We start from the raw sequence: 24,797 nt of genomic DNA, 5'->3' as shown, positions 1-24,797 counted from the left end.
ACACTTTTTCTTTATCTGCCCTAGGAGAATCACCTACTTATAGAACAGTATATGGTTATAAATTACAAGAAACTCAATCCTAATTGTTTTCATCTTTTGAGGTATTTGCAGGATGCTTCATTACGATTCATCATCCTGTATGGCGGTTCATCATCCGCCAAGTCATTCAGTATAGCTCAGGCTATCCTTATAATGACCTTGCAGGATTCCGAGAACACTAAAGTATTCAGAAAAGTCGGTGCAGCTCTGAAAGATTCCATATATGAAGCATTCAAGGAAGCTTCAAAGACTTTGAATGTCTATCATCTTTTTGACTTTAAGGAAAGGCGCATAGTCTGCAAGTTCAATGGAGCTAAAATTACTTTTTCCGGTCTGGATGATTCCGAAAAGATCAAAGGACTAGAGAATTACAAGCGTGTGTTTCTTGAAGAGTTTTCTGATTTTGAACACGGAGATTTCAAACAGATAAGGAAACGTCTGCGTGGCAAGCACGGCCAGCAAATAATCTGTTCATTTAACCCCATCAAAATTACCCACTGGATTAAGAAAGAGATATTCGACAAGGACAAATGGCATGATATCCCGATGGAAGTAACTTTGGGTGGCAAGAGAATCCCTGAAGAACTTACAACGGTAAAGTCACTAAGAATGAATGAGCCCAAACAGATTATGAATGTCCGGACGAAAGAGATTGTGGAACATCCGGGCGATACTGTCCTCATCCAGTCCACTTATCTGAATAACTTCTGGGTTGTCGGATCTCCGGACGGCACATACGGCTATTACGATGAACAGTGTGTCGCCGACTTCGAGAAAGACCGTATCAACGATCCGGACTACTATAATGTCTATGCACTGGGCGAATGGGGAGTCATACGTACCGGCAGTGAATTTTTCGGCTCGTTCAAAAGAGGACAGCATTCGGGAGAGCGCCCGTATAATCCGAGTCTGCCTGTTCATCTTTCTGTCGATAATAATGTGCTGCCGTTCATCAGTATCAGTTACTGGCAAGTGGATTTCACTACAGGCATAAAGATATGGCAGTTCCATGAAACATGTGCCGAATCCCCGAATAACACAGTGAGGAAATCATCCAAACTGGTCGCCAAATATCTGAAATCAATAAGGTATTGCGACAAGCTGTTTGTCCATGGCGATGCATCCACCAAATCAGCCAACACTTTTGATGATGAGAAACGCTCCTGGATGGACTTGTTCATCGAAACATTAAAGAATGAAGGTTTCGACATAGAAGACAAAGTGGGTGACAGAAATCCGTCCGTTGCCATGACAGGCGAGTTCATCAATGCGATATTCGATTTCCAGATACCCGGCATTGAAATCTGCATTGACGAAAGTTGTACGATATCTCTTGAGGACTATATGAGTGTCCAGAAAGATTCCAATGGTGGCATATTAAAAACAAAAGTGAAAAACTCCACTACCAAGCAGTCGTATGAGGAACACGGGCATTTGTCCGACACGTTCCGATATATTGTCCATGACTTGTGCCACGAAAGTTTTATCGAGTTCAGCAACCGGCGCAAACGGAATTTATACGCAGGTAAAGGAATGCTCGACTTCTTCAATCCGGATACTGTACATAATTATACAGACAGCGTGGTTTATATAATGCCGAATGTGGCTGGAACATTCCTTCTTGTACATACGCGCCGTTGCGGCAACACATGGCATCTGACAGATGCCATGTTTAAAGACACATCATCCGTTGACGAGATAAAAAAGGCCATCATGTGCCATGAAGCAAAGACCCATATATTTGAATGTTCTCCTGTCTATTATCAGATGGTAAAGGAGCTGAGACAAGAGATGAAAGGGGCGGATATCAGAGTGATAAAAGAATATTCCGATGTAGACAAACGCATATCCGCCACATCTGACTTTATAAAAAAAAATCTTCTTCTTTCCCCCAAGAAATTTGAAGAATCACGGGAATACGGCAATTTTGTAACCAACCTGATGGACTACAACGTTGATTGCGAAAATAAGGGAGCCAGTACGGTTCTCAGTGGTTGGGGGCACTACATAATAAAATCGCGTTCCAGCTAAAATAAGTTATAATCAACTTGTATACAAGTTATTACATATCACTTCCTCCCCTCTCCTATTTTCAAGATTGAGGTATTTTGTAAAATGAAAGCTTCTTCTCTTTACATTTGCCGGAAACAGATTCCTATATGACAATTTTAGAAAATATATTTGGAAAGAAGAAGAGCACCGATATTTCCAGCCTTGTAGCTCAGGAAGTTGACAAGATATTCTCCGCCCTGTCAAAAAGAAGATTCAGACTTAGCGAAGACATATACAGCCCATATGTGGCTGATTCCAATTTCCTTACTCTTTTCAACACCGTCGGTGAGATATTCTTCCCTATCGACTTTCTTGCCAGCCGCATTGCTGGGGGTAGGTTCATGCTCAAAAAAGCTTCCGATGATTCGGTCGTATGGAACAACAAGCAGTTCAATGACCTGATAGACCGTCCTAATTGTTTGAATTCATTTCAAGGGATTGTCTACCAACATTTTGTATATAAATATGCTACCGGTAACAGCTATTTGAAATGCGTTGTACCTGAAGCATTTCAAACATTAAAGACCCCAATTTACAAAAAATGCAAAAATTATTGGGTGCTTCCATCAGATAAGGTTACCATCCGATTGAAGAACTATATCCCCTTATTCGGTAATGCCGAGAAAGAAGATATAATTGACTATTACCTGTTACAGTACGGGCTGAACTATGCTGAACAGATCAATCCTAATTTCATTTATCACGATCAGGACGGTAACACAGATTATAGAAATGACAACTTTATAAAAGGTCATTCGCGGCTGTATTCCGTAAAGATGGCCATTGACAATCTCATTCCTGTTTATCAGGCTAGAAATGTGATATACATGAAACGTGGAGCCTTGGGAATATTCGTTTCCGAAAAAAAGGACGAAACGGGTACAGTTGCCATGACCGAAGATGAAAAGAGAAATCTCCGTGAGGAATTCAACGGGAATTACGGCCTTGACAACAGCAGGTTTCCGTATGGATTAAGTGATGTTCCTATGGATTTCATCCGCACCAACCTCAGCATTCAGGAATTACAGCCTTTTGAAGAAACATTGAATGATGCCATCATAATTGCCGGTGTATTTGGTGTTCCGCCGGAACTTGTACCACGCAAGGACCACAGTACATTCAATAATCAGAAATCCGCTGAGAAGGGAGTCTACACCTCCAAGATAATCCCGGCAGCCAGGCGCTACGCCAGTGAACTGACACGTATGTTGGGATATGACCGTGACGGATATTACATTGATGTCGATTTCAGTCACGTGGACTGCCTTCAGGAAGGGCAGAAGGAAAAGGAGGAAGTTTCTAAAATCATATCGGAACGTGCGATGGGCGAATTTCAGAATGGTATCATCACCCTGAATGATTACCGTGCCCGTATCGGGGAAAGCAAAGTTGAAAACTCCCTGTTTGACAAACTTCTGTACGAGATGTCTGACAAGGAGCTTGAGAGAGTAAAGAAAATCTTAAGTATAACTAAAAAATCAAATGACAATGGACAAAGAGTTGAGAAGCCTTCAGTTGAAGACGAAGGCGAATGATGTTGATGAGCAGAAAGGCATTGTTACGATTGCCGTTAATGGTATCGGTATTAAAGATACGCAAGGTGATATCTCTGATAGCGGTTCTTTCAATAAAACGATCAACGAGTTTTTCTTAAAACGTGGCAAACATCTACTGGACCATGACAAGACAAAACTTATAGGTTGCCCTATTGAAGCGAGGGAAGATAACATGAATCTGGTTATCGTATCCAAAATGAACCTTAACAAACAGATCGGACGGGAAACATTTGAAGATTACAAACTTTATGCTGAATGTGGCAAGACACTGGAGCATTCCATCGGTGTGAAAGCCGTCCGCAGGGATGTGAATGATCCGGCCCATGTCAAAGAATGGTTTCTTGGGGAAGCCTCCACCTTACAAGCATGGGGATCAAACCCTCAGACATTTCTTGTGGATATAAAGAGTGATGACAGTATTGACACACAGCGCGCGAAACTTACATCATCTCTTGAAATGATAAACAAAGCTCTGAACATGAGATATTCGGATGAGCGGTTAAATGATTTAAGTATGAAACTGGATCTTATCGAAAAGGCATTGACAGGAAACAGCAATATGGTTACCTGTCCAGAATGCGGTCATACATTCGACTATGACCAACAGGCTGAAACCACGTTCAACAATCAGGTGCTTGACCTTGCCGCCATGTATCAGAGATGGATTGTAGAGGATATTGTCCGAACCGAAATGGATAAACTGAAACCTGAAATCCGTGAACAGGTTATAGCTGTCCTTGACGCCCATAAAAGCCTTGATGTTGACTTGACAGGCAAAAGCATAGAGGATATCGTAAGCTATGTTCGTTGTCCTCACTGCTGGAGCCGTGTATATAGAACAATGATTTCCAAGATTGCAGATACCAAACCTGAAGCTGCTGTCGCGCCGTCAGATGACACCCGGCAGCCTGCTGATGACAAGGGAAATGAGAAGCACGAAACGAATCTCTCGCTTGCTGCAAAATTGAGTCAATTTATTTAATGTTTAACCCAAAAACGAATTTGAAATGAAGACTTTTTTAAAAATTGTGGGGAAATACCAATCCCTTATTATGTTTGCCATTGTGGCTGTCGTTTGTACAGTATGTGCCTTGAATGGTCCGGAACATGTAACCGGACTTTTGGTTGCAGCACCTGTCTCCCTGATTTCTTTCGCCAAACAGGAAAAGGACATGACCGATGAGGAAAAATCTCTTTTGGGCAGTATCCAGTTGAAATGCAAACAAGTATGTGATGAATTTGCCGAAGGTCTGATGACAAAGGAAGATATTGAGAACAGGTTCAAGGATATCTCCAAGAATATCACAGAACAGTTGAAACATCTTTCCAATTTTGAAGATATTAAAAAGTCCTATGATGAACAGGCTGAAAAGGTGACAGCTCTGGCGGAGGCTTTCGACAAGATCAAGGAAAAAGGCGGTCATATGACTTCCGTCAATGAAGTGGAGAAAGCTGTTGGTGAATTTCTTGACAGTCCTGCATGCCAGGATTATTTTGCGAACCGCACCAAGACATCCGGTTCCATGAATCTTGATTTAAAAGGCATCGTATCCATCACCGAAAGTTCCAATACGCCAAGAAGCAACAACCGCTCGACAGGACGTGTTGTCACCGCAGTCAACGAACAGAAACTGAATCTCCGTGATCTGATGATGGTTGAACAGGGTGATCCGTCCGCACTGTCCATCTCATACGAACAGGTCTATGATTTTGACCGCAATGTCATGGTTGTAGCAGAAAACGGTATGTTGGCTGAATCATCATTGAAATTCAAGGAAGAGTTCACGAATGTAAAACGTATCGGTACCCACATGAATCTGTCAAAACGTTTGTTGAAGGCAAAGCAGTATGTAGTATCATTCATCCTCAACCGTCTGCCTTTATGGGTCAAATTCTCCGAGAACTATCAGATTATGTTCGGTGACGGTACCGGGGACAATCTGAAAGGTATCACCCGTTATGAAGGCGTGGATTGTGTTTCCAAATTCATTGCCGATAATTATGTTACCATCTCTGCCGGTGCCATTGAGTCACTCGAGGCTGCAAACGGCCAGACAATCATAACTCTAGCCGCAGCCAATGACAAGATTATTGACAAGATGAAGGTGACCCTGTCAGGTGCGACAGTAGAGACAGGCTTGAACGATACTTTCGATATTCATAAAATCAATGACCGTAAATTCGCTATTGATTTTGACTATAAGGGAACCGAAACTTCAGTAGCCAAAATGTCCGGAGCCATTAAAAGCGGTATGTTCGGTTCTGTGGAGGACCCGAACATGAAGGATGTCGTGAACGCTATCTTCGCCGTACTTAATTTTGGCCAGTATTCACCTAATGCCTTGGTTCTGCATCCGTCCACAGTCTTCACTATTTCCACCGCCAAGGATACAACCGGCAGAAATCTTGAGTTAATTACCGAAGTGAACGGTCGTAAATATATCGGCAACGTACCTGTTATCGAATGTAACGCCATCGGTGTCGGCAAATACTTTGCCGGTGACCTTTTGAACGGTTGTTCTCTGATAGACTACACCACTCTGGCAATCGAATTCGCAGATGATGTCAACACCAAACTGAAAAACATGACCACAGTCATGATTCAGGAAGAACTGATGATGCCTGTCTACATGCCCTGGGCATTCGCTTATGGTGATCTGGACGATGTATTGGAAGCAATCACTAAATCCGCATAAAGAATATGAAGTACATACTTGAAGGTGACGAAAAGGAACTCGGGCGTGTGCTTCGTGAGCAGCGTATCCGTATAGGTAGAGGGCTGATAAAAATCACTCCTATCTCCGGTACGCTGGTCCATGAGGACTATGCGTTAAAAGCCATTGAAGCCCAAGTCAAAGAACTGACAGATACATTGGCCCTGAAAGATGGGCAGATAGAATCACTTACCAGTGAACGAGATTCCCTGAGAGCACGTATGACCGAGATGGAAGCCAGCGGCAGTATGCCTGAAACGGATGAAAAGGAAGTCGATATGAAAGACAGTAAGACACTGAATATCACCGACAGCAATAATCTGCCAGAAGATGATTCCATGTCCATAGATATGGATAATGTCAATCCATCTGTGAACACCAGCGGAAAGAAAACAACTAAAAAGAAGTAGTCATGTCTATGCTTGTTGATGTATCATATTTCATATCCGGCCCCCGGCAGATAAGAAACGCCACTACTGCCAAAATGCCGACCGCTGAAGGACTTTCCGCCAACAATGTCATTTACGGGTATATCCGTTCTTTTCAACGGAAATTCCTGAATGATGTTGTCGGATTCACGCTTGCTGGTCAGATTACGGATTATCTTAAGATGATTGAAAATGAATCCCCAAAAACAAAGAATGATACTGTTTCTCCTTATGAATATGTGTGCAGGCAGTTACGTGAATCTTTTGCCGATTATGTATTCTATCATATTTTACGTGACATGAATACAGATGCGACTGTTACCGGACTTATACAGTTGAAATCATCCAACAAGCATGTTTCCCCGCTCCAACGTCAGGTAAGCACATGGAATACAATGGTTGAAAGAAACAAACAATTCGTTTGTTGGGCTTCTTCCGATGAATGCCCGTTCAAAGTGAACGTCAACAAGAATCTGTTAACTCCAATAAACAGCTTTAACCTATGACAATGGATATAGTGGATATCTTTCGTGATGTAGTTTCCAAGGCTTCCCGGAATCTTAAGATTCTATGTCCTGACGGCAACGGAGGGTTTCAGGAGGTGGATAATCCGCCATTGAACTATATCTTCGGGAACAGTCAATATATCAAGGATACTCTTGATGTATACAGTCAGTCTGAGCGGCAGTTGCCTTTGAAGTTTCCTCTTGTCGCTTTATTTTGTCCGATAAGTGAGAGACGTGACAGCCGGCATTACTATTCAAAGTCAAAGGTTTCATTAGTTATCGCCTGCCCGTCAACCAAAGATTGGACAAACGAGGAACGCGAGGTAAACTCTTTCAAGAATATCTTGCGCCCGATTTATGGAAGGTTACTTGATGTATTACTCGAAGACAACCGGTTTGACTGGGGAGCGGATGACAAAGTAAGGCATGTTTATTCCGAGAACTATTCTTATGGCAGATACGGTGCAATGACAGCCACCGGACAGGAAGTGAGCGATCCTATTGATGCCATTGATATCAGCTCGATGGAAATAACTATTAATAATCCCAATTGTAGAAGATAATGAAAAAGATTAGAACTTGTGCCGGAACCCATATTAATTCGGGTAGTTCGGCTTGTAAGATTGATTGGTCAAAAGTTAAAGGAGCGATTCTGGTCGAACCGGGAACAAAACTTCCTGATGATGTTACAGCAGAAAAATTGGCAGAGATGTGCCATGCGGACCGCCCCGGCCGGATTTATCCAATCTCCCCGTTTTTCGAATATGCAAAAAACGGCGGAGAGGCCCAGATAAGCGCGGTCGGATATGGTCCCAACCAGTTTAACGGACTCAATGCACAAACGGATACATTCACTCTGGCAGGCTTTGATGAAGTGCTGAACGCACAACTATTGAAAGCAGCAAACAGGGAATGGGACGTCTATTTCTGGAACAAGGACTATATGCTTATCGGGTATAATGACGGTACAGACTTACTTGCAGGTATTCCGATGTCCACTGTTTATCCAACTGTAACCCAATACCCGGCAAGTGGCGCCAAATCAACAATGACAATAAGTTTCTGCCACATGGATATTGAAGACAGCCTGCTGAATTTCGACTTCATCCAATTAGGATTCGATCCCAAGTATTCCCTCAGAGGGCTGATCGGTGTGGAACTTGTCAGCATGACCAGCAATAAATACAAGATTATTGAAAAGATTGGTGCTTATGACCGTACTCCTGAATTCGGACAACTCATAGCAGACAAAGCCGCTGAAGTGCTGGATAATGCAACAACCGCTACTTACGCTGACGGTGTGCTGACCATTACTCCGAAAGATTCCGGAACTCCATCTCTAAAGGCACCTTCCATCCTATTTGAAAACAATATCAAATATATCGAGCAGGTATGAAAATCGAAGGAGTGACATTTGTAGAGAACGCTGTAAAATCCATGACAAAGGAAGAGTTCATTGAAAGACACATTAAAGTATTATGGCAAGACCGCAAAGAGGCATCACGCAAAAAGATGCTCTCTGACACCTACGATAAGATTGTGGGGAAGGAAGCTACGAAAGAAGATTGACAACCCGGCCGGACGTCATTGTCCGGCCTTATCTTTAATTTATGGCAAACATATATGAAGTATCAAAAACAATCAATGCCATAGCCGCCGGACTTGAAGAGGAATGTCTGAACTGCATGGATGCAAACAAGAGCATTATCAGAGACTGTATTCAGGAACAGTTATATAGCGGTATGGACGGAACAGACAGATGTCTGAGCCCTACTTATGACAACGATCCTTATTTCAATGAGCCGGGTCCCTGGCAGAATAAGCCTGAAAAGTACAAGCGATGGAAAGAAAAAATCACACCTCCGGTAGTCAGTTTTCTGTTAAACCTGCCCCCGCGCCCTTCTGAGATTCCCAACCTTTTCATTACCGGTACTTTCTATGACAGCATCAGGTTGGAAAGATTGAACAGGAGTATGAGCGTATTTACGGAAGGATTTATAGACGGTCCCGATATCCAAAAGAAATATGGTGACAATATATTCGCTTTAGGCTCTTCCGCAAAGGAATACTTCATCATAATGCACCTCAGACCATGGATTGAGAATTTTTTCAAAGAATGTAGATATAAATAATATTATCATGTCATGCGGTTGTAAGATAAAAAAAGAAATGAGTGAACTTAAACGTGTAAGTGAACTCGCCCGTAAAGCGGCCATGCTGGACGAATGTATTTATGTCATCTACTTGAAAGCTGACGGCAGTTACTCATTTGACCGACTGGGCACAGAGATAAAAGGCACGATTGTAGAATACAGACATTATTTGTAATTATGACAGAATTAAAGATAACCGATCTTGTTGATGAGAAAGAGATAGAACAGGTAAAACAGCTTGGTCTGGAAATAGAGAAAGTAAAGTCTATTTACGGCGATGCAGCCAAGGAACTGGCTAAAGGATTAAAAATGAATGTCGAAGTTGTCGGTGACTTGGACAAGCTAAACGCTGTCATTATAACCCAGGCTAAAAAAGCTGACGGTGCGACCAATGATTTGAATGCAGCATTAAAAAAACAATCTGAATTGGCTGAGAGAGTTGCCAAAAGCCTCGATGAACAAATCAAGAGTGGCAACTTATCAGCCACACAGATGAAAAAGCTTACCGATGCCAGCAAAAAAAATGCCGAATCATTGGAGAAACTGGCCAAAGCAGAGGCTACAGTTGAAAAGGCTCAAAGAACCTCGAATACGGCTAAAAAATCTGCCAACGTAACAGAACAGGAGCGTCAAAAGATTATAACTGATGCCATTGCCGCCACTTACAAGGAAATCCATAGCATTCAGGAAGCTAACGACATGAACAGGCTGTTGCGCAAGGCTGTGAAACTTGTACGGGACACGGATGAGGAATATATCCAGACTATCGGACGTCTAAACTCCACCATCGGGGTTAATACTGATTATGTGAAGCGTAATTCTGACCGGTACACCCAGCAGAAAATGACTGTTGGTGATTATACCGAATCCATAAAACGTGCATGGATGGAGATTCAACGAGGTAATTCCGCCATGAAGAACATGGGAATCATTGCTAAAAGTACGGGCAATCTGTTGAAAACAAGCTTCAACAGCGGAATAAGCCAAGTAACAATCGGTGTCGGCAGTATGATCAAAGGAATGCTAGGTGCTCAAGCGGTTATTGCAGGAATTCAAAAGCTGACAGGAGCTATCAGACAAGGAGTTAATACAGCTATTGATTTTGAAGCGGCAAACAGTAAGCTCGCTGCCATATTGGGTACGACCAAAGGAGAGATAAAAGACTTGACAGCAGATGCTAGGCGTTTGGGAGAAGCGACAAAATACACCGCCTCAGAAGCGACCAACCTGCAAATAGAATTATCCAAATTAGGCTTTTCCAAGACAGAGATACTTGATATGACCGAGGGAGTGCTGAAATTTGCCCAGGCTACTGGTGCTGAATTGCCGGAAGCTGCTGCTTTGGCTGGTGCGGCTCTACGTATGTTCGGGGCTGATACGGAAGAAACGGAACGGTACGTATCCGCAATGGCTGTCGCAACAACCAAGAGCGCCCTTTCCTTTTCCTACCTTCAGACAGCAATGCCCATCGTCGGACCTGTTGCCAAGGCCTTCAACTTCACAATAGAAGACACATTGGCCTTATTGGGCAAACTGGCAGACGCAGGATTTGATGCTTCCATGTCGGCTACAGCCACCCGGAATATATTACTGAATTTGGCTGATGGCAGTGGTAAATTAGCACAAGCTCTTGGTGGACCGGTTAAGACATTACCGGAATTGGTTGACGGATTGAAAAGATTAAAAGAACAAGGGATTGATCTGAATTCCACACTGGAAATGACCGATAAACGAAGTGTGGCAGCTTTTAACGCCTTTCTGACCGCATCAGACAAGATCGTTCCTCTCCGTGACCAGATTACAGGAGTGGAAGATGACTTGAATAAAATGGCCGATACTATGGGGAACAATGTACAAGGCGCATTGTATAACTTATCATCAGCCTGGGAATCTTTGATGCTGACTATAATGGACAATACCGGAGCCATGAAGGATTTTATCGACATGGCAACAAATGGCATACGCAAAATAAATGAATGGCTAATGAACGCGGAACAACTTGCGGATAAGCAAGTTGAAACAGCCAAGAGAGCAGCATCCCCTTATGCGGAGGAATCCATAAAATCTGAGATTATTGCCATAAACCGTTTGAAAGATGAATATCTGAAGGCCGGGAATGACGAAACGACAGCATTGGAAAAAGCCAAAAATGAAAGAATTGCCATTTTGGAGCAGGAGTTATCAAAGCAACAGTCCTTAAGGAATAAATTCTATAATGAGAACCAGCAGTTATGGAAAGATATGGGAGATGCTTCATTCTTCAAACAGGCGTTTGGACTGGAAAAGACAAATGCCGAATTCAGCGAGGAACAGACAAAAACCTGGAATGAATATCTGGATAAAGTAACTAAAGTGACTTCTTTGGAAAAACAGATTGCGGATATCAGGAAAATATCAAATTCCACTGATGTAACTATCGGCACCACCCGACTGACAGACAAGGAGAAGAAAGCCCTTGAAAAAGCTGAGAAAGAAAGGTTAGCCATAAAAGAGAAATATCAGCAAAGCGAACTGGCATTGATGGATGAAGGACTTGAAAAACAGATTAAATCCATCAGTCTGAATTATAGCAGGCAAATCGCAGCAATCAGAGGTAACAGTGAGGAGGAAAGCGCTACTAGAAATAACCTTGCTGAAAAGATGGAAAAGGAAATCTCTGATGCTAAAATCAAATTTGCCCTAGACGCTGAAAAAAATAATCTTTCAAATCGTATGGCCATAATACAAAAAGGTACTCAGGAAGAACTAGACCTTAAGATAAAGATGCTTGATCTGGAGCGTGAGGAGGAGATGAACACCGCCGAGAAATCCGGTGAGGATGTCTTTCTTATTGATGAAAAGTATAAGAAAAAAAGACAGGGTCTGTTGGAAGAATTCGCATCCGAACAGATTCTCCAAATTGCTGATAATGCGGCAGCCGAACAGGCTGTGCGTGACAGGCAGTTCCAGACAGATTTATTAAATCTGAAAAGACGCAAAGAAACAGAGAACATGTCTTCCGAGCAATATGCAGAAGAAGAATACCTAATCAAACTTGATTATGTCCGTAAAACTACAGAAGCCGCCATTGATGCCATTGAACAGGAATTGAATGTTGACAACTTAAGCGCAAAAGACCGGAAGAAACTTACCGAGGAATTATGTAAGTTGAAAGCTGATCTGGCTAATAAGGAAGCAGATGCCGAGATTACAGCCATTGAAAAAATTAACAAGGCGGAAGAAAAAGCTTACAAGGAACGCATCAAGAATCTGAAAAAATGGCTTCAGACAGCATCACAGGCTGTCAGTACCATCGGCGATCTGGTCGGAACCTTGTATGACGGGCAACTGGATAAGATAGAGGAAGAGTCCGAAGCGAACACTGATGCCCATGACTCGGAAATAGAAAGAATAGAATTGCTAAAGGAGCAGAAAATTATTTCTGAGGAAGAAGCGCAGGCCAGAAAGCGTGCCGCAGAGGACAAGACCCGTAAAAAGGAAGAAGAATTGGAAAAAAGACGTCAGGATATCCAATATAAACAGGCTGTTTGGGATAAAGCTGCAAATATCGCCAATGCTAGCATAGCAACAGCACTAGCAATAACCGAAGCACTACCTAATTTTGTACTGGCTGCATTAGTCGGAGCCATGGGCGCTGTACAAGTCGCCACTATCATGGCAACTCCGATTCCCAAATATGCCAAAGGAACTGACAACCATACAGGAGGTCCTGCCATTGTCGGCGATGGCGGCAAGAAAGAAATTGTCGTCTACAGTGGCAAAGCATGGATAACACCTGATGTTCCTACGCTTGTAGACCTTCCCCGTGGGACCCAAGTACTCCCCGATGCCGGCCTATACCATCTGTCCTCCGTTGACTTTCCCAATATCAGCCAGCAACACGTTGGAAAAACAGAGAACAATATTGTGGTCAACAACGATTACTCCTCCTTAAACCATGAATTGAAAGGAATGCGTAGTGATATGCGTAAGATGGCAAAGCAGCAGCATCGTGATGCCTATGATTTTAATTATGAACTTTATAAAAGAACCAGATTATGATTGAGAGATTGAACCAGCTGTCACTGGCACAATTCATTGAATTGTCCTGTGGTGACAATTCTGTGTTGCTTGAAGAAAATGAGAATGCCTCTGAGAAAGAAATGAAACAACTTGCATCCCGGTTCATCCTTGAATACAGGACACTCATGAATCCAACTGGTGTAAAAGCCATAATGGCTGAGAAAGAAAATGCCTTGAAGATTGACGCCCGGATCTTCCTGTTAAAACTATGCAAATCGCTTTGTATTCTTGAAGGATACGAACAGGTGAGGGAAGCTCTAAAAGAGAGCCTCCCTGCTAACCTGACGGATGACCGGCTCAAAAAGGCCGTTGAGAATATGTTACATGAGGCTGAATTCTATAAAAAAAGAACAGAGGATATGGCTGTAGCAGATAACCCTGCCATAAATGAAAATGCGATCCGTGCCTCCTTTGATTCTGAAATAGCGTTTGTCATGACTTATTTTAAAATGCAAATTGACATACATACAATAAATGCCGCTGTTTACGCTAACATAGTCCAGCGCGCCAATACTGAAATAAGATTAAGAACAAGGAGCAGATAAAACTCCTTATTCTTTTTATTTCCACCCGCTTTTTTAAATACGTATCGAATTTTCGGACAGACAGTTAGTAACTATTCTTGAAATTACAAACAACTTACTTATGAATAATAAAAGAATAGTTAATGCCCTGGCTGCTCTCATATTGCCGGGTCTGGATCGTTTGGATCAGAAATGCAACAGGATTATTTCCGAGTTATCAGAATTGAAAAGCACCCTCCGCCACTCTGAAAGGAATATTGACACGCTTATCGACAAACTGGAAAATTCCGCAAGTGAATTATTAAAACAGGCGCAGATGTATCATCTTGAGCTTGAAAAGAATCTGAGTGAGGAATTATCATTATTCACCCTTAAAATTGTGAAAAAATGACTGATTTCAATCGTGAGATAGCAGATTTGTATCCATGGCTTTTCAAAATAGCAAGAAGATACTGTTCATCCGTATGCGATATCGAGGATCTTGTCGGTGACACCATCTATAAGGTTTTAAGCAATAAAGAAAAATTCAAGGAGGGCAGGGCTCTGAAACCCTGGTGTGAGGTTATCATGCTGAACACCTATATCACTGCCTATAATCGAAGATCACTAATCCGATTTGTGGGGTGTGACAACATTAAAGAGATATTCTCCCATAATCAAGCCTCTGATGACTTGATGGTACATGACATTCAGGCTGCAATAAGGAGATGCCATAACAGAACCTGCTGTATGGACTGTGTGGTTTACTACGCACACGGATATTCATACAAAGAAATAGGCAAAATGGTCGGAATACCAGTAAATACCGTAAGAAGCCGTATCTCTTACGGTCGGGAACTGCTGAGGAACGAACTGGATTTAACCGTTAAATAGAGTTCGTACATTTTAAATGGAAGAGTTCCTGTTTGTAAAACTTGTTTATTATGATTATCTTTATAGTACAATAAAAAACAACAAGTCAAACCAAAAACAGAACTTATGGAAACAAGAACAAATTTCAGAGTGAGGGTAATGAAGTATGCACACCAGTTATTAAAAGCTACGGGAAAGAGCTGGAGATATTGTATGCTCAAGGCATGGGAACTCTACAGGCTGGCTAAGAAAATGAGAACTGAAACAGTCAGATTCGCTTATGAAAAGACAGACGGCTCCATCAGATACACCGAAGGCACTTTGATGAACCTCCCTGCCGGCGCTACCGTAAGAGGTAAAAGAATAACGAAACCCAGCTATAAGACATTCGCTTATTTTGATGCCCGAAAGAACGAAATGAGATGCTTCAGGATAGAGAATCTGATTACAGTCTATTAAGTCTGAATAAAATCGCATTCCATTCCACTAGAAGAAAATCTCACTGATTATCAATATATTAATTTACAGTCATACTTTCCAAGAATTTCCAAGATTAAAGCCAGCCGGAGCATCGGCCGGCTTTTTCTCTATATTTGTCCGAAAGTAAAACTATGATTGTATGATTTGCAAATATTATCTGATGATTGGTTCCGATACGGTCGATACAGCTGGCAACAGTTGTATCGACGTATCACGTATGATTGCCAATATCAGTGATATAAAGACCACATACAGCCGTGTGGATTTGGGGGGTGTTGTCCGTAAATGTGGCAGTACGATAGAATTCGTTGAGGAAGCCAGAGAGCGGTTCATTTCATTATATAACAAGGACAAATTAAAATCACTGGCCTCCTTTGCCGTTTATGGCATCAGCAATAACTGGACCTACAACAAACTTTTTGAATGTCCCCATGACTTCTCCACATTCAGATATGATTCATACCGGGCAAGAATAGGCTGTATAGATAACTCCGCCGCCGCATTGATAAAGGCGAATAAAGGTACAATATATGAGTATCCTGTATCTGAGATGCGTGAAGACATTCCTTTGAATTATGATGGTGTGCGTATCCGTAATGAGGTTTCCTTCCAAATTATCGGGGAAACCGTGGAAGACAAGGAATATATGGAAAAATTTATCCCTAAAGATGCGTGGTGGTGGATTCCGTATGTAAATTATACCGTTACCAATGAAGTGAACAACCGTTCTTTTGTCACAATGGACCAGGAAGAAACCTTCTTGAAATTCGGAACAGATTGCGGATGGGGATTTCCTGCAAACTCATGCACCTCATCTTTTTTTCTGGAATGCATCGAAGATAATTATGTGACAGTAGATTTTTCCAACTTTTACATAGAATCTAAAAAATTCGGTCATGTACTATGTAAAATAACCACATCAGGCAATATACAGCTTCTGACATGCGGTTACTCAAATCTTCTGGGTCTTGATGCGAATACGAACACAAGCGCAGTCAAATGGAGCGGGAAGCTACTTGCCGGTGAGAGATTGCAATACGCTATATTCAACCATCAGCGTATGTCCGTTCAAGATGGAAGAACGGTCAGAATTCATAATAATACCGGTATCACATCATGGAATGACTTGGGCGATCCTGTCAATATTGATGTGATATCACCCTTGAAATTGCTCAGCCGCCTACTGGAGTCCATTAGCGCCAACAGCGAACGTATTTATTGCAGCATCAAACCGACCATCCGCACATATATATCAAACGCCTTTACAGAAAAGGACAACTGGCGGTTGAACGGTTCCCGTCTTGTGGCAGCCGAAAGCATACGAAACTTTGAGAAAGCGAAAATTTATTCCTCCTTCAGCAAGTTCTGTGAATGGATGGAAACCGTATTCGGATATGTTTATACCATTGAAATGAAAAGCCGGCCCAATACCGACCTGCCCTATGCGGACATACTAAACAATAGTCATGATTTTGAAGGATTTACCACATACAAAGCAAATATTACATCCATAACAGATAATTTCACCCTACATTTCTCAACCACAGACGGTTACTTCCTAGCCATTGTGTATGCTTCCATCACTCTTGACCGTTCCCCCAATTTCCCCGGTTATGAAAGATATCAGGTTTACGACAATGCCAACAAATCATATAAAGTGCACGAAGACAGATACTATCATGATACAGTGGATGATATGTATTATCATGCAGTTTATGATGACGGTTCAAAAAAGACCTCGTTACTCGAATGCCAGCTTTATGATATCGGACTATCCGACTATGAGGGTGTACAGACTTTCGGAGGGACAATAATCTCCGTTGAGACTGACTCCGGTTCATTCACAGGTCCAGTGGATGAATCCAATATCCTGTATGTACGTAGAAGCAAACAATTCATGTATTCGGACAATGACAAATATTACAGTTCTTTCACCGGTTCATCCAATTATAACATTGCGGACCGCGCCAGAACGGATATGGTATTTTTTACAAATGAGCAATATTATGTGATTGTCGGTACCAGCCTTATGAAATGCACTTTGAAGGAAAACGTGAATGAGGGTGAGAAGGTTCCTTATGTCGTATTCAAGCATCGTGATGAGGTTTTCGGAAGTACCAATCTGAAAACCATACACTCCATATCAGAGCCTGAATACTCCGTTGACAGCAGCCGGATTTATTCCGAAATTGAAATTGGCTATGAGAAACAGGATTATGATCTTGGAAACAATGGCAATGATGAGTTCAATTTCAGCACCACCTATACAACAGGTGTAACACTGAACAACAGCAAACTGTCGCTTATATCCCCATACCGTGCCGATTGTTACGGATTTGAAGAGCTCATAGGGAAACGGGGTGAGGAAACAAGCAGTTCTGACAGCGATAAACAGGTGTTTGCCGTAAAATGCATCAACAACGGGGGAAAATATATTGTAGACCGAACCATTATGGTTGAGGGTGCCTATACCAACAGCGTATTCAATGCACCGCTGGCTCCTGTCTATATGATTGAGGCGAACAAACGTTATCTGGCTTCCTTCACCAGCCTGTTAAAGTTCGCATCAACTGAAGGTAATGCCGGCATCAAACTGGATGACAGGGCTGTGAATACGGACGTCTCCTTGGATGACCCGCTATTCGGTCCTGGAAATATCAAATTTTCCACAGACAGCTTCATTTTTCCGGAAGATTGGAACAATACGATTGTACAGATAGAATGGAACGGAATGATTTTCAAGGGGAATCTCATGTCTCTGGATGTCAAGCCGCAAGAAACCGAAGCACTTAAATATGAATTGATAGAGATAGTGTAAATTATGTATATAGTAAGTCCGTTCACTCCTATTTTTTTCAAGCCTTCTACAGATATGTGCAGGGCTTCCGGCAAATATATGCAAATATTCGCCCCGTCTGATGAAGTCATGATACAGGTTATAACACGCTCCGAATCACGACCGATTACAGGCAAGGTAATCAACATAGTGACCGGTCATGAAACAGTCATTGACTGGCAAATATGGAGCATGAACCATACTGATAAGATTTATTATCATGTTCTGACCGCACTGGCTGAAGGATGTTACCGCATTGATATCAACGGGATGGTTTCCGAACCTTTCCGTATCACGTCTGACACGTCTGAATTATCCCGAACCACCCTTATACAGTATTCGATGAAGGACAACCGACAAAGACAGGATGCTGTCTTTTGGATTTCCGACACTCAGTATTTCTTTGACTGGCGTGCTCCCGGCGGTTTCATGGATGACAACTGGGTATTCGGTGTGAATAATGAACAGTTCACCACATATGATAACAATCTGTCTGAAATTTACGCATTGGAAACTACCCAGAAGACATTCACGCTTGGTAACGCACAAGGATGTCCCGTATGGTTCGGAGAGTTACTGAACAGAATCCTCTGCTGTACTTATGTCTATTTTGAAGGGGAACGCTTTATACGGGCTGATGCCAATGTCCCTGAAATGAGCCAGCCTATTGAGGGTTATAAGAGCTATATCTTCAAACAGATACTGCAGGATATAAAGATTGTGGACTATACAGAAAGCGAGAACCTGATAAAGATACGTCGGGTTGATGACAAAAGTTTTAGAAAAGTTGCCAATAAAATATTGACTGTATGACGGAACTTGAATTACAGGAACTCACCGATAAGATCATAGCTAAGCTAAAAGCTGACAGCCTTACTATAGACCAGTTGACACAAACCAATGTGTTAACCGGCATGGATTTTCTGGAACTGAACAGCGGGCGCAAAGTTTCATTAGATGATTTACGCAAGTTCATCCGTGGCTATGGCATTTATCTTGAGATTATTTCCAAACTGGATAATGAAACAATCCCCACCGACAACAATGTATTCTCATCTCTTCGTGTCCTGTTTGAAATCTCTAAAGCGCTTGAAGAACTTAAAAAAATATACCTACGTAAGGATCAGGATGATGAAACAAAATATCTACTAAAACTCTTGGGTGGGGCAAAAATAGGTAAAAGTCTTACTGTCGGTGACTTTATCACCGGTGTTCAGGGCGGTTACATCGGTGAGGACGCCCGTGCCGAGCTGGAGGCTCTGGTCCTGCGCAGCTCTCTGAGTGTACCAGAACTTCGTTTCAACCGTCAGACCTATTTTGAAGGATATAATACTATAAGTCCCGGCGGAGGGCTGAAGATAAAAAGCTTTGTCGCCAATAGTGACGGCAGCTATACTGTCACCCCTGATCTGGAGGATGGTGTACCGCTGGGACAGAAGCCGGACGATATCCTCCTGGGCTTCTGGCATGACAAAAGCGTCACTACCGGTGACTTTATTGGTTTCAGAAAAATACAGTACCGTATCACTTCCGCAGATTACGACGAGAATACATTCGTGATGGTTCCGCGTCCCGGATATGAGTTCGTTCCCCATAACGAGATGCGTCTCGGACAGACGGGGAACTTCACCGACAAGGAGCGTCAGACTTATATCATCATAGACGTGCGTGACGGTAACTGCTGCATCACCCTTGTTGACAATGCCAACACCTGGGACCCGGAGCCGGCACAGATGAAGAGCTGGTTCGGCAAGAAGAAGGGTATGACCATCAACGGGATCAACTGCGACAGGTTCTCGGCAGTATTGCAGGATATCATCATGACGGGATTGATTTTTCAAATTGATGAAATTACCGGTAGCACAGTCCGCGTTCCTATCGACTTCCCTAGCTGGGAGCCGGGCAGGAAGTATGCGTATTATTCCCGTGTGCCCCATAACGGTTCCACATGGTTGTGCGTCAATGACAAGGGCACTACTTCCGAGCCATCCGAAAACAATCCGGACTGGCTTGTATCAGCCGCCAAAGGTGACAAGGGTGATCCGGGACTGTCTGTAATAGGTGGCGGTCATTGGGAATCCTCTAAGACCCCATACGAGGTCAATACCATGGTCACTTTGGCGGGCTGTGTTTTTATCTCCAAGGTGAAAACATCCAATCCTCCGATTAAAATTGCAAGGTTCAGGAACGGCAATTATCGAAAGAAAAAGGATGGCGGTTATATCCTTGCCGGGAAATCAGCCGACTGGACCGTGCATGAAGACTGGGAGATGCTGCTGGACGGTCGTGAACTTAAAGGTGAGAGTATCACCTTCTTGGGTGAGTTCGCATCCCATCCGTCCAATCCCAAGGAGGGTGACAGCTACCGAAATACGGCTGACCATTGTACTTACATATACCGGAATGGTTTGTGGATGGTCATGGTCAAAGACGGGACTGACGGTAAGGACGGCAAAGGTTACGAGTGGATCTACACCCGTACCAACATCATCGGCCTTACCCCTGACAAGCCGGATTCGAAGCAGCAGGATGATTATATACCGGAAGGCTGGACAGATGATTTTCTTGGCGTGGATGCAGACCATCAGGTGGAATGGGCGTGCAAACGTGTGAAGCGTGATGGAGTATGGAGTGAATGGAGCACTCCGGCCCCTGTGCACCGTTGGAGTAAGGACGGGGAGTCGAATATCATGGCCGACCTTGACAATGAGATGGTGAGCGTCGCTCTTACCAGTACCGGTGTTACTACTTCCGCACAGTCATGGACTACCCATGTATCCATGTGGTACGGTACCGAGAAACTCACCCTTGAGACTTTAACAGTCAGCACGCCTGCCGGTTTCACGGCAAGCACAAGCAAGGCCACCGGAGCGGTGGCGATATCCGTCGCTGCCGGAAAGTCGGTTCCGGAACAGAATACGGTCACCATCACACTGGCTGCAATGAAGAACGGGCAGCTCTATACCCGTGAACTGACTTTCAAGATAACCGGTGTCCGTGGCGGGGCGGACGGTTCCGATGCGGTAATTTATAGCCTTGTCACTTCGGCCACGATGGTCAGCAAGAACAAGAACGGCGGTTACAGTGTAGCTTCGGTATCCTGTCGGCGTATGAAGACAGTCGGTGCGGTCACTACGGCCACAACGGACGGGGAGTTAAAGTACAGTCGTGACGGTGCGGCCGAGGTTCCCATCGGTGATGGTGTCGGGGTGGCTTCCGGTAATTTTACCAGTAGCTTGAAGTTCGTGTTCTACGTGAACGGTCAGGCGGTTGATGTCGAAACTGTCCCGATGGTTGTGGACGGCAGTGACGGAAAGGATGGTGAGAGCATCACAGCAGCCGGTCATTGGGAATCCGCCAATACTCCGTATGCCAAGAACAGTACAGTATCGTTTGCCGGAGGATCTTACTTAAGCAAGGTTGAAACCTCCAACCCTCCGATTAAAATCGCCAAGTTCAGAAACGGCAGACTCCGCAGGAAAAGAGACGGCGGATACATCCTCGCCGGCAGATCTGCGAACCGGACGGTACATGCGGACTGGCAGGAGATGGTTGCTCCCGTCGGACCGTCGGCATCCTACTGGCTGGACAGTCCTGTCAGCGTGATCAACTTCACTTCAACAGGCACGCCATCCCCGTCTGGATTCCTTGTCACTTGCAAACAGAATGTGGCAGGCAATGTAAGCACGTGCAGCACGCTTTATCTGGCAGCCCGCAAATACAACGGAAGCTGGCTGGCTCACGTAGGTGCTACCCTAAGCAATCAGATATCCGTTCCAGCGACAGCCGGATACACCCAGTTTGCCGTCCGGGCTTATAAATCCGCGTCGGACGCAAACGCATGGAATAATAATTTTGTCGCTGAAAAAGGGGTGGGTGTTGCAAATGATGGTTCCATAGGAGCGACAGGAGCAACAGGGGCGTTTCCCCGTGACAGAGGCGTATGGGCTTCCGGACAGACTTACGTCTGGAATGCGGATTACCGGGATAAGGTCATATATCTGATAGGGGGAGTTTATTATAATTTCCTTGTAAAAAATTACGGCGCTTCCGTTACCGCTGCACCCACATCTGTCAACGGTGATTCCAATTGGGAAGCTATGCAGAAGTTTGTGAATATCGCCACTGACACCCTGTTTGCCGATGGTGCGAATGTAGCCGGCTTCATGTTCAAAGACAAGGTTCTCAAATCTTTTAATGACAAAGGTGAAACTCTTCTTATCAACGGCGTAACCGGGTATTTTAAATGTAAGAATGCAGAGATTACAGGAACAATCACAGCGGATAAAGGACGTATCGGTCCGTTCTCCATCGCTTCGGGAATATTGTCCTCAAAGATCCTTTATGAAAATGAAACAAATAAATACGTCGGTTTCAATTTGTCTGCCGGACAAATTGAGTTTTATAACGAAAGGACATTTGCAAACGTAAGAATCGGGGGAAACACGCAGTTTGTCACCATTGAAGGGATTAAGTATGATGCTGGAATTGACATACAGAGTCCAAATGCCATGATCGGGATGCACATCAAGACTCCGAGCATTCCTCTATTCGTGGAGGGAGGTAACATTTTCCTTCATCCGAACAATGACAGCTATGTTTCTCTTCGTGGCATAGTTGGCAACTGGAGGAATATCTCTGTCAAAGCTTCATTGAACAACAACGATGATAATGTGATGTTTATTAATAGAGACAATATAGAAGTGACGCTTCCTCCGGATGTTCCGGGACATACTATATACTTCAAACGTATGAGCGGCGGAGTAAGATTGACAGGAGGACGGATCCTGCCTGCTCCCGGAGGACAGGAGGTGTCTTATATTGATTTGGATTTTGCATCCGGCTTCATTAAGTGTATGGGTAATTATTGGGTTATGTTTTATTGCGGATAATTTAAATATAAAGTATGAGAATAAATTTTGCACAATTCCCTATTTATGATGGGATTAAAAAAGAAAAGCTTATAGCCAGTAACATCACTGAGGCCTTCGGTGACTGGATATATAAGAACGTAGCGGGCTTGAAGGCGCATCTCCTTGCGGAGAAAATCTTCAAGTCGACTGTAGATGGTGTGGAACTTGACGAAGAGGAGGTGGATATCATAAGACGCTCCACCTCCATGCTGCCCGGTCTGCTGGCGGACTCACTGAATGATTATCTGGATAAAAAGAAGGAGTAGTATGAAAGAATTATGGCAATTAATCAAGATGCTGTTCTCAAGCAAGCCGGGTGATTTTGATACTCCTGAGCTGCTTCCCATGAAGCATTATCCTTTCAAGAGATACCGTTTCATGATGTGGTGCGGACGGATGATATACCGTGCCGAGAACAAGGAGAACATAGATAGGTATATGCAGACCTATGCGGGTAAGGAGAGTATGACGCACGAAACCATACACTTGCGTCAGGCACAGGTTATCGGCTCATGGGTAAAATACTACTGGCGGTATTTTGTCGAGTGGGTTAAGGGAAACCCTATCTGCCATCCTGCGAGTTCGGCATATTATACCATCTCATACGAAATGGAGGCGTATGCCAACGAGGGCAATTTGGATTATCCCGTGAACTATGACGGAAGCAACCTTTCCCGGTACAAGATAAAAGGTGGCAGGAAGAAGCTGTACAAATCGATTGGCGGCACTTCAAAAGCGTGGAAAACTTATATAAGAACTTTATAAAATTTGGATATTATGAGTGATTTGAATTTAGAAAATATAGTTGGCTTTAAAGCTGTGGATAAAAACGGCAACGAACGACAGGTGACCGTCGATGAGATGACAGAATTAGTTTCCGCACGGATTGTTTCCGCTGCATCAGAAATATCAACATTTGCTGCCGCTGCGGCAGCCGGAACAGATGAGTTTGAGGACCAGTTGCCCCAGTCCGACACCTTCTCTTGGCTCCGTACTTTGGACGGTTCCAAGAACCCAACTTTGACATCTTCTTCGGCTGCCGCGAAAGTCCTGGGAGAACTGTTGGGAAATCCGAAGGGAACAAAATCGTTTTCTTCATGGAGTGAATTTACGGATTTTGTAAATGAAATGCCTATAAAAACAATTCAACCTTTCGTTTCCAATTTCAATGCTTTTGCTGGAGAAGGATTCTACGGTAATGTCGTTCAAGGATTGGTTATAAAACAATTAGAAGATGCTGTTTTCATCTTCGGAATAGCAATAGACGGAACATTAATATTTAGAAAAAGGAATTATCCAGACGTTTCAACTTGGGAAGATCCTAAGATAATAATTCACAGTAATAATTGACATAAAATTTACTTCGTAACCGACCTGGGAGGACTGATGAATAGTTTGAAGCTGTTCCCGTTTATGCCCAAAGGTATATTAAGTACAGACGAAGAGGTAAATAGTGCAACTGCAAGCGGAATGTATCATGTATTCGGACGAGACGGAATTAGTGTTGTTTCAAATTATTCCATAATGATAGTTTTTAACGATGGACAAGGATATGTCATTCAAATGACATTCCGTCTAGGTGAGGATGTTGTTGGTTTCCGCCGTAATTATAATGGGGTATGGGGAGATTTTAGGTCTTTTGTATTGGCTTCTTAGAAACATGGATTACCTTTGCACCGCAC

General features: G+C 43.3%; 23 protein-coding genes. All 23 read left to right on the top strand.

Annotated elements, in window-relative coordinates; genetic code table 11:
- Positions 1–51: 51 nt before the first annotated feature.
- The 23 genes from BVU_RS14300 (at position 52) to BVU_RS14185 (ending at position 24,771) form a co-directional block, all read left to right on the top strand.
- Complete coding sequence (locus tag BVU_RS14300) at positions 52–2,070, top strand: PBSX family phage terminase large subunit (protein WP_011965765.1); 2,019 nt, start codon at positions 52–54, stop codon at positions 2,068–2,070.
- Positions 2,071–2,198: 128 nt separating this feature from the next.
- Positions 2,199–3,626 carry a phage portal protein gene (locus tag BVU_RS14295; protein ID WP_011965764.1) on the top strand — a complete coding sequence of 476 codons (1,428 nt, stop codon included), beginning with the start codon at positions 2,199–2,201 and terminating at the stop codon, positions 3,624–3,626.
- Complete coding sequence (locus tag BVU_RS14290; RefSeq protein WP_049764323.1) at positions 3,580–4,629, top strand: hypothetical protein; 1,050 nt, start codon at positions 3,580–3,582, stop codon at positions 4,627–4,629. Before BVU_RS14295 ends, BVU_RS14290 begins: the two co-directional genes overlap by 47 nt.
- 25 nt (positions 4,630–4,654) lie before the next feature.
- Positions 4,655–6,343: a phage major capsid protein gene (locus BVU_RS14285; protein WP_011965762.1), complete on the top strand. Its 1,689-nt coding sequence runs from the start codon at positions 4,655–4,657 to the stop codon at positions 6,341–6,343.
- A 5-nt stretch (positions 6,344–6,348) separates the two neighbouring features.
- The gene (locus BVU_RS14280) at positions 6,349–6,771 is read left to right on the top strand and encodes a hypothetical protein (protein WP_011965761.1); all 423 of its coding nucleotides are present in this window, start codon (positions 6,349–6,351) and stop codon (positions 6,769–6,771) included.
- A gap of 2 nt (positions 6,772–6,773) precedes the next feature.
- A complete protein-coding gene (locus BVU_RS14275; protein ID WP_011965760.1) occupies positions 6,774–7,295 on the top strand; it encodes a hypothetical protein in 522 nt (173 codons plus the stop codon).
- Complete coding sequence (locus tag BVU_RS14270) at positions 7,292–7,858, top strand: hypothetical protein (RefSeq protein ID WP_011965759.1); 567 nt, start codon at positions 7,292–7,294, stop codon at positions 7,856–7,858. Before BVU_RS14275 ends, BVU_RS14270 begins: the two co-directional genes overlap by 4 nt.
- Positions 7,858–8,691, top strand: a complete 834-nt coding sequence (locus tag BVU_RS14265) for a hypothetical protein (protein ID WP_011965758.1) — start codon at positions 7,858–7,860, stop codon at positions 8,689–8,691. Before BVU_RS14270 ends, BVU_RS14265 begins: the two co-directional genes overlap by 1 nt.
- Positions 8,688–8,864, top strand: a complete 177-nt coding sequence (locus BVU_RS22555) for a hypothetical protein (protein ID WP_169757510.1) — start codon at positions 8,688–8,690, stop codon at positions 8,862–8,864. Before BVU_RS14265 ends, BVU_RS22555 begins: the two co-directional genes overlap by 4 nt.
- Positions 8,865–8,905: 41 nt before the next feature.
- Positions 8,906–9,427, top strand: a complete 522-nt coding sequence (locus BVU_RS14260; RefSeq protein ID WP_011965757.1) for a hypothetical protein — start codon at positions 8,906–8,908, stop codon at positions 9,425–9,427.
- Positions 9,428–9,464: 37 nt separating this feature from the next.
- The gene (locus BVU_RS14255; protein WP_241510164.1) at positions 9,465–9,623 is read left to right on the top strand and encodes a hypothetical protein; all 159 of its coding nucleotides are present in this window, start codon (positions 9,465–9,467) and stop codon (positions 9,621–9,623) included.
- Between the two features lie 2 nt (positions 9,624–9,625).
- A complete protein-coding gene (locus BVU_RS14250) occupies positions 9,626–13,489 on the top strand; it encodes a phage tail tape measure protein (protein ID WP_011965756.1) in 3,864 nt (1,287 codons plus the stop codon).
- Positions 13,486–14,055, top strand: coding sequence for a hypothetical protein (locus BVU_RS14245; RefSeq protein ID WP_011965755.1), 570 nt, complete (start codon positions 13,486–13,488; stop codon positions 14,053–14,055). The genes BVU_RS14250 and BVU_RS14245 overlap by 4 nt, the downstream gene beginning before the upstream one ends.
- 100 nt (positions 14,056–14,155) lie before the next feature.
- Positions 14,156–14,425 (top strand): hypothetical protein, encoded by a 270-nt coding sequence (locus BVU_RS14240; protein WP_011965754.1) that lies wholly within the window; start codon positions 14,156–14,158, stop codon positions 14,423–14,425.
- The gene (locus BVU_RS14235; protein WP_011965753.1) at positions 14,422–14,907 is read left to right on the top strand and encodes an RNA polymerase sigma factor; all 486 of its coding nucleotides are present in this window, start codon (positions 14,422–14,424) and stop codon (positions 14,905–14,907) included. Before BVU_RS14240 ends, BVU_RS14235 begins: the two co-directional genes overlap by 4 nt.
- Positions 14,908–15,012: 105 nt before the next feature.
- Positions 15,013–15,345 carry an SH3 beta-barrel fold-containing protein gene (locus BVU_RS14230; protein ID WP_011965752.1) on the top strand — a complete coding sequence of 111 codons (333 nt, stop codon included), beginning with the start codon at positions 15,013–15,015 and terminating at the stop codon, positions 15,343–15,345.
- Between the two features lie 160 nt (positions 15,346–15,505).
- Entirely contained in the window at positions 15,506–18,184 is a 2,679-nt protein-coding gene (locus BVU_RS14225) for a hypothetical protein (RefSeq protein WP_011965751.1), read from the top strand.
- A 3-nt stretch (positions 18,185–18,187) separates the two neighbouring features.
- Positions 18,188–19,015, top strand: a complete 828-nt coding sequence (locus tag BVU_RS14220; protein ID WP_011965750.1) for a hypothetical protein — start codon at positions 18,188–18,190, stop codon at positions 19,013–19,015.
- On the top strand, positions 19,012–23,094 hold the full coding sequence (locus BVU_RS22830) for a hypothetical protein (protein WP_011965749.1): 4,083 nt from the start codon (positions 19,012–19,014) through the stop codon (positions 23,092–23,094). Before BVU_RS14220 ends, BVU_RS22830 begins: the two co-directional genes overlap by 4 nt.
- Before the next feature lie 14 nt (positions 23,095–23,108).
- Positions 23,109–23,381, top strand: a complete 273-nt coding sequence (locus BVU_RS14200) for a hypothetical protein (RefSeq protein WP_005853470.1) — start codon at positions 23,109–23,111, stop codon at positions 23,379–23,381.
- Between the two features lies 1 nt (position 23,382).
- Positions 23,383–23,880 (top strand): hypothetical protein, encoded by a 498-nt coding sequence (locus BVU_RS14195; RefSeq protein WP_005853467.1) that lies wholly within the window; start codon positions 23,383–23,385, stop codon positions 23,878–23,880.
- Positions 23,881–23,892: 12 nt separating this feature from the next.
- Positions 23,893–24,465, top strand: coding sequence for a hypothetical protein (locus BVU_RS21050; RefSeq protein ID WP_011965748.1), 573 nt, complete (start codon positions 23,893–23,895; stop codon positions 24,463–24,465).
- 36 nt (positions 24,466–24,501) lie between these two features.
- Positions 24,502–24,771 (top strand): pyocin knob domain-containing protein, encoded by a 270-nt coding sequence (locus BVU_RS14185; protein WP_229108267.1) that lies wholly within the window; start codon positions 24,502–24,504, stop codon positions 24,769–24,771.
- The last annotated feature ends 26 nt before the right edge of the window (positions 24,772–24,797 follow it).

This window comes from Phocaeicola vulgatus ATCC 8482, assembly GCF_000012825.1.
GTDB lineage: Bacteria > Bacteroidota > Bacteroidia > Bacteroidales > Bacteroidaceae > Phocaeicola > Phocaeicola vulgatus.
This window is presented reverse-complemented; position numbering and strand designations above follow the sequence as displayed.

What these genes read in the sequence shown, in the direction of transcription:
- BVU_RS21050 (WP_011965748.1), top strand. Translation starts at nt 23,893, where the DNA reads ATGAGTGATTTGAATTTAGAAAATATAGTTGGCTTTAAAGCTGTGGAT.
- BVU_RS14260 (WP_011965757.1), top strand. Translation starts at nt 8,906, where the DNA reads ATGGCAAACATATATGAAGTATCAAAAACAATCAATGCCATAGCCGCC.
- BVU_RS14185 (WP_229108267.1), top strand. Translation starts at nt 24,502, where the DNA reads ATGAATAGTTTGAAGCTGTTCCCGTTTATGCCCAAAGGTATATTAAGT.
- BVU_RS14280 (WP_011965761.1), top strand. Translation starts at nt 6,349, where the DNA reads ATGAAGTACATACTTGAAGGTGACGAAAAGGAACTCGGGCGTGTGCTT.
- BVU_RS14295 (WP_011965764.1), top strand. Translation starts at nt 2,199, where the DNA reads ATGACAATTTTAGAAAATATATTTGGAAAGAAGAAGAGCACCGATATT.
- BVU_RS14240 (WP_011965754.1), top strand. Translation starts at nt 14,156, where the DNA reads ATGAATAATAAAAGAATAGTTAATGCCCTGGCTGCTCTCATATTGCCG.
- BVU_RS14200 (WP_005853470.1), top strand. Translation starts at nt 23,109, where the DNA reads ATGAGAATAAATTTTGCACAATTCCCTATTTATGATGGGATTAAAAAA.
- BVU_RS14250 (WP_011965756.1), top strand. Translation starts at nt 9,626, where the DNA reads ATGACAGAATTAAAGATAACCGATCTTGTTGATGAGAAAGAGATAGAA.
- BVU_RS14265 (WP_011965758.1), top strand. Translation starts at nt 7,858, where the DNA reads ATGAAAAAGATTAGAACTTGTGCCGGAACCCATATTAATTCGGGTAGT.
- BVU_RS14225 (WP_011965751.1), top strand. Translation starts at nt 15,506, where the DNA reads ATGATTTGCAAATATTATCTGATGATTGGTTCCGATACGGTCGATACA.
- BVU_RS14195 (WP_005853467.1), top strand. Translation starts at nt 23,383, where the DNA reads ATGAAAGAATTATGGCAATTAATCAAGATGCTGTTCTCAAGCAAGCCG.
- BVU_RS14275 (WP_011965760.1), top strand. Translation starts at nt 6,774, where the DNA reads ATGTCTATGCTTGTTGATGTATCATATTTCATATCCGGCCCCCGGCAG.
- BVU_RS14285 (WP_011965762.1), top strand. Translation starts at nt 4,655, where the DNA reads ATGAAGACTTTTTTAAAAATTGTGGGGAAATACCAATCCCTTATTATG.
- BVU_RS14235 (WP_011965753.1), top strand. Translation starts at nt 14,422, where the DNA reads ATGACTGATTTCAATCGTGAGATAGCAGATTTGTATCCATGGCTTTTC.
- BVU_RS22830 (WP_011965749.1), top strand. Translation starts at nt 19,012, where the DNA reads ATGACGGAACTTGAATTACAGGAACTCACCGATAAGATCATAGCTAAG.
- BVU_RS14245 (WP_011965755.1), top strand. Translation starts at nt 13,486, where the DNA reads ATGATTGAGAGATTGAACCAGCTGTCACTGGCACAATTCATTGAATTG.
- BVU_RS14255 (WP_241510164.1), top strand. Translation starts at nt 9,465, where the DNA reads ATGAGTGAACTTAAACGTGTAAGTGAACTCGCCCGTAAAGCGGCCATG.
- BVU_RS14220 (WP_011965750.1), top strand. Translation starts at nt 18,188, where the DNA reads ATGTATATAGTAAGTCCGTTCACTCCTATTTTTTTCAAGCCTTCTACA.
- BVU_RS14270 (WP_011965759.1), top strand. Translation starts at nt 7,292, where the DNA reads ATGACAATGGATATAGTGGATATCTTTCGTGATGTAGTTTCCAAGGCT.
- BVU_RS22555 (WP_169757510.1), top strand. Translation starts at nt 8,688, where the DNA reads ATGAAAATCGAAGGAGTGACATTTGTAGAGAACGCTGTAAAATCCATG.
- BVU_RS14230 (WP_011965752.1), top strand. Translation starts at nt 15,013, where the DNA reads ATGGAAACAAGAACAAATTTCAGAGTGAGGGTAATGAAGTATGCACAC.
- BVU_RS14300 (WP_011965765.1), top strand. Translation starts at nt 52, where the DNA reads ATGGTTATAAATTACAAGAAACTCAATCCTAATTGTTTTCATCTTTTG.
- BVU_RS14290 (WP_049764323.1), top strand. Translation starts at nt 3,580, where the DNA reads ATGGACAAAGAGTTGAGAAGCCTTCAGTTGAAGACGAAGGCGAATGAT.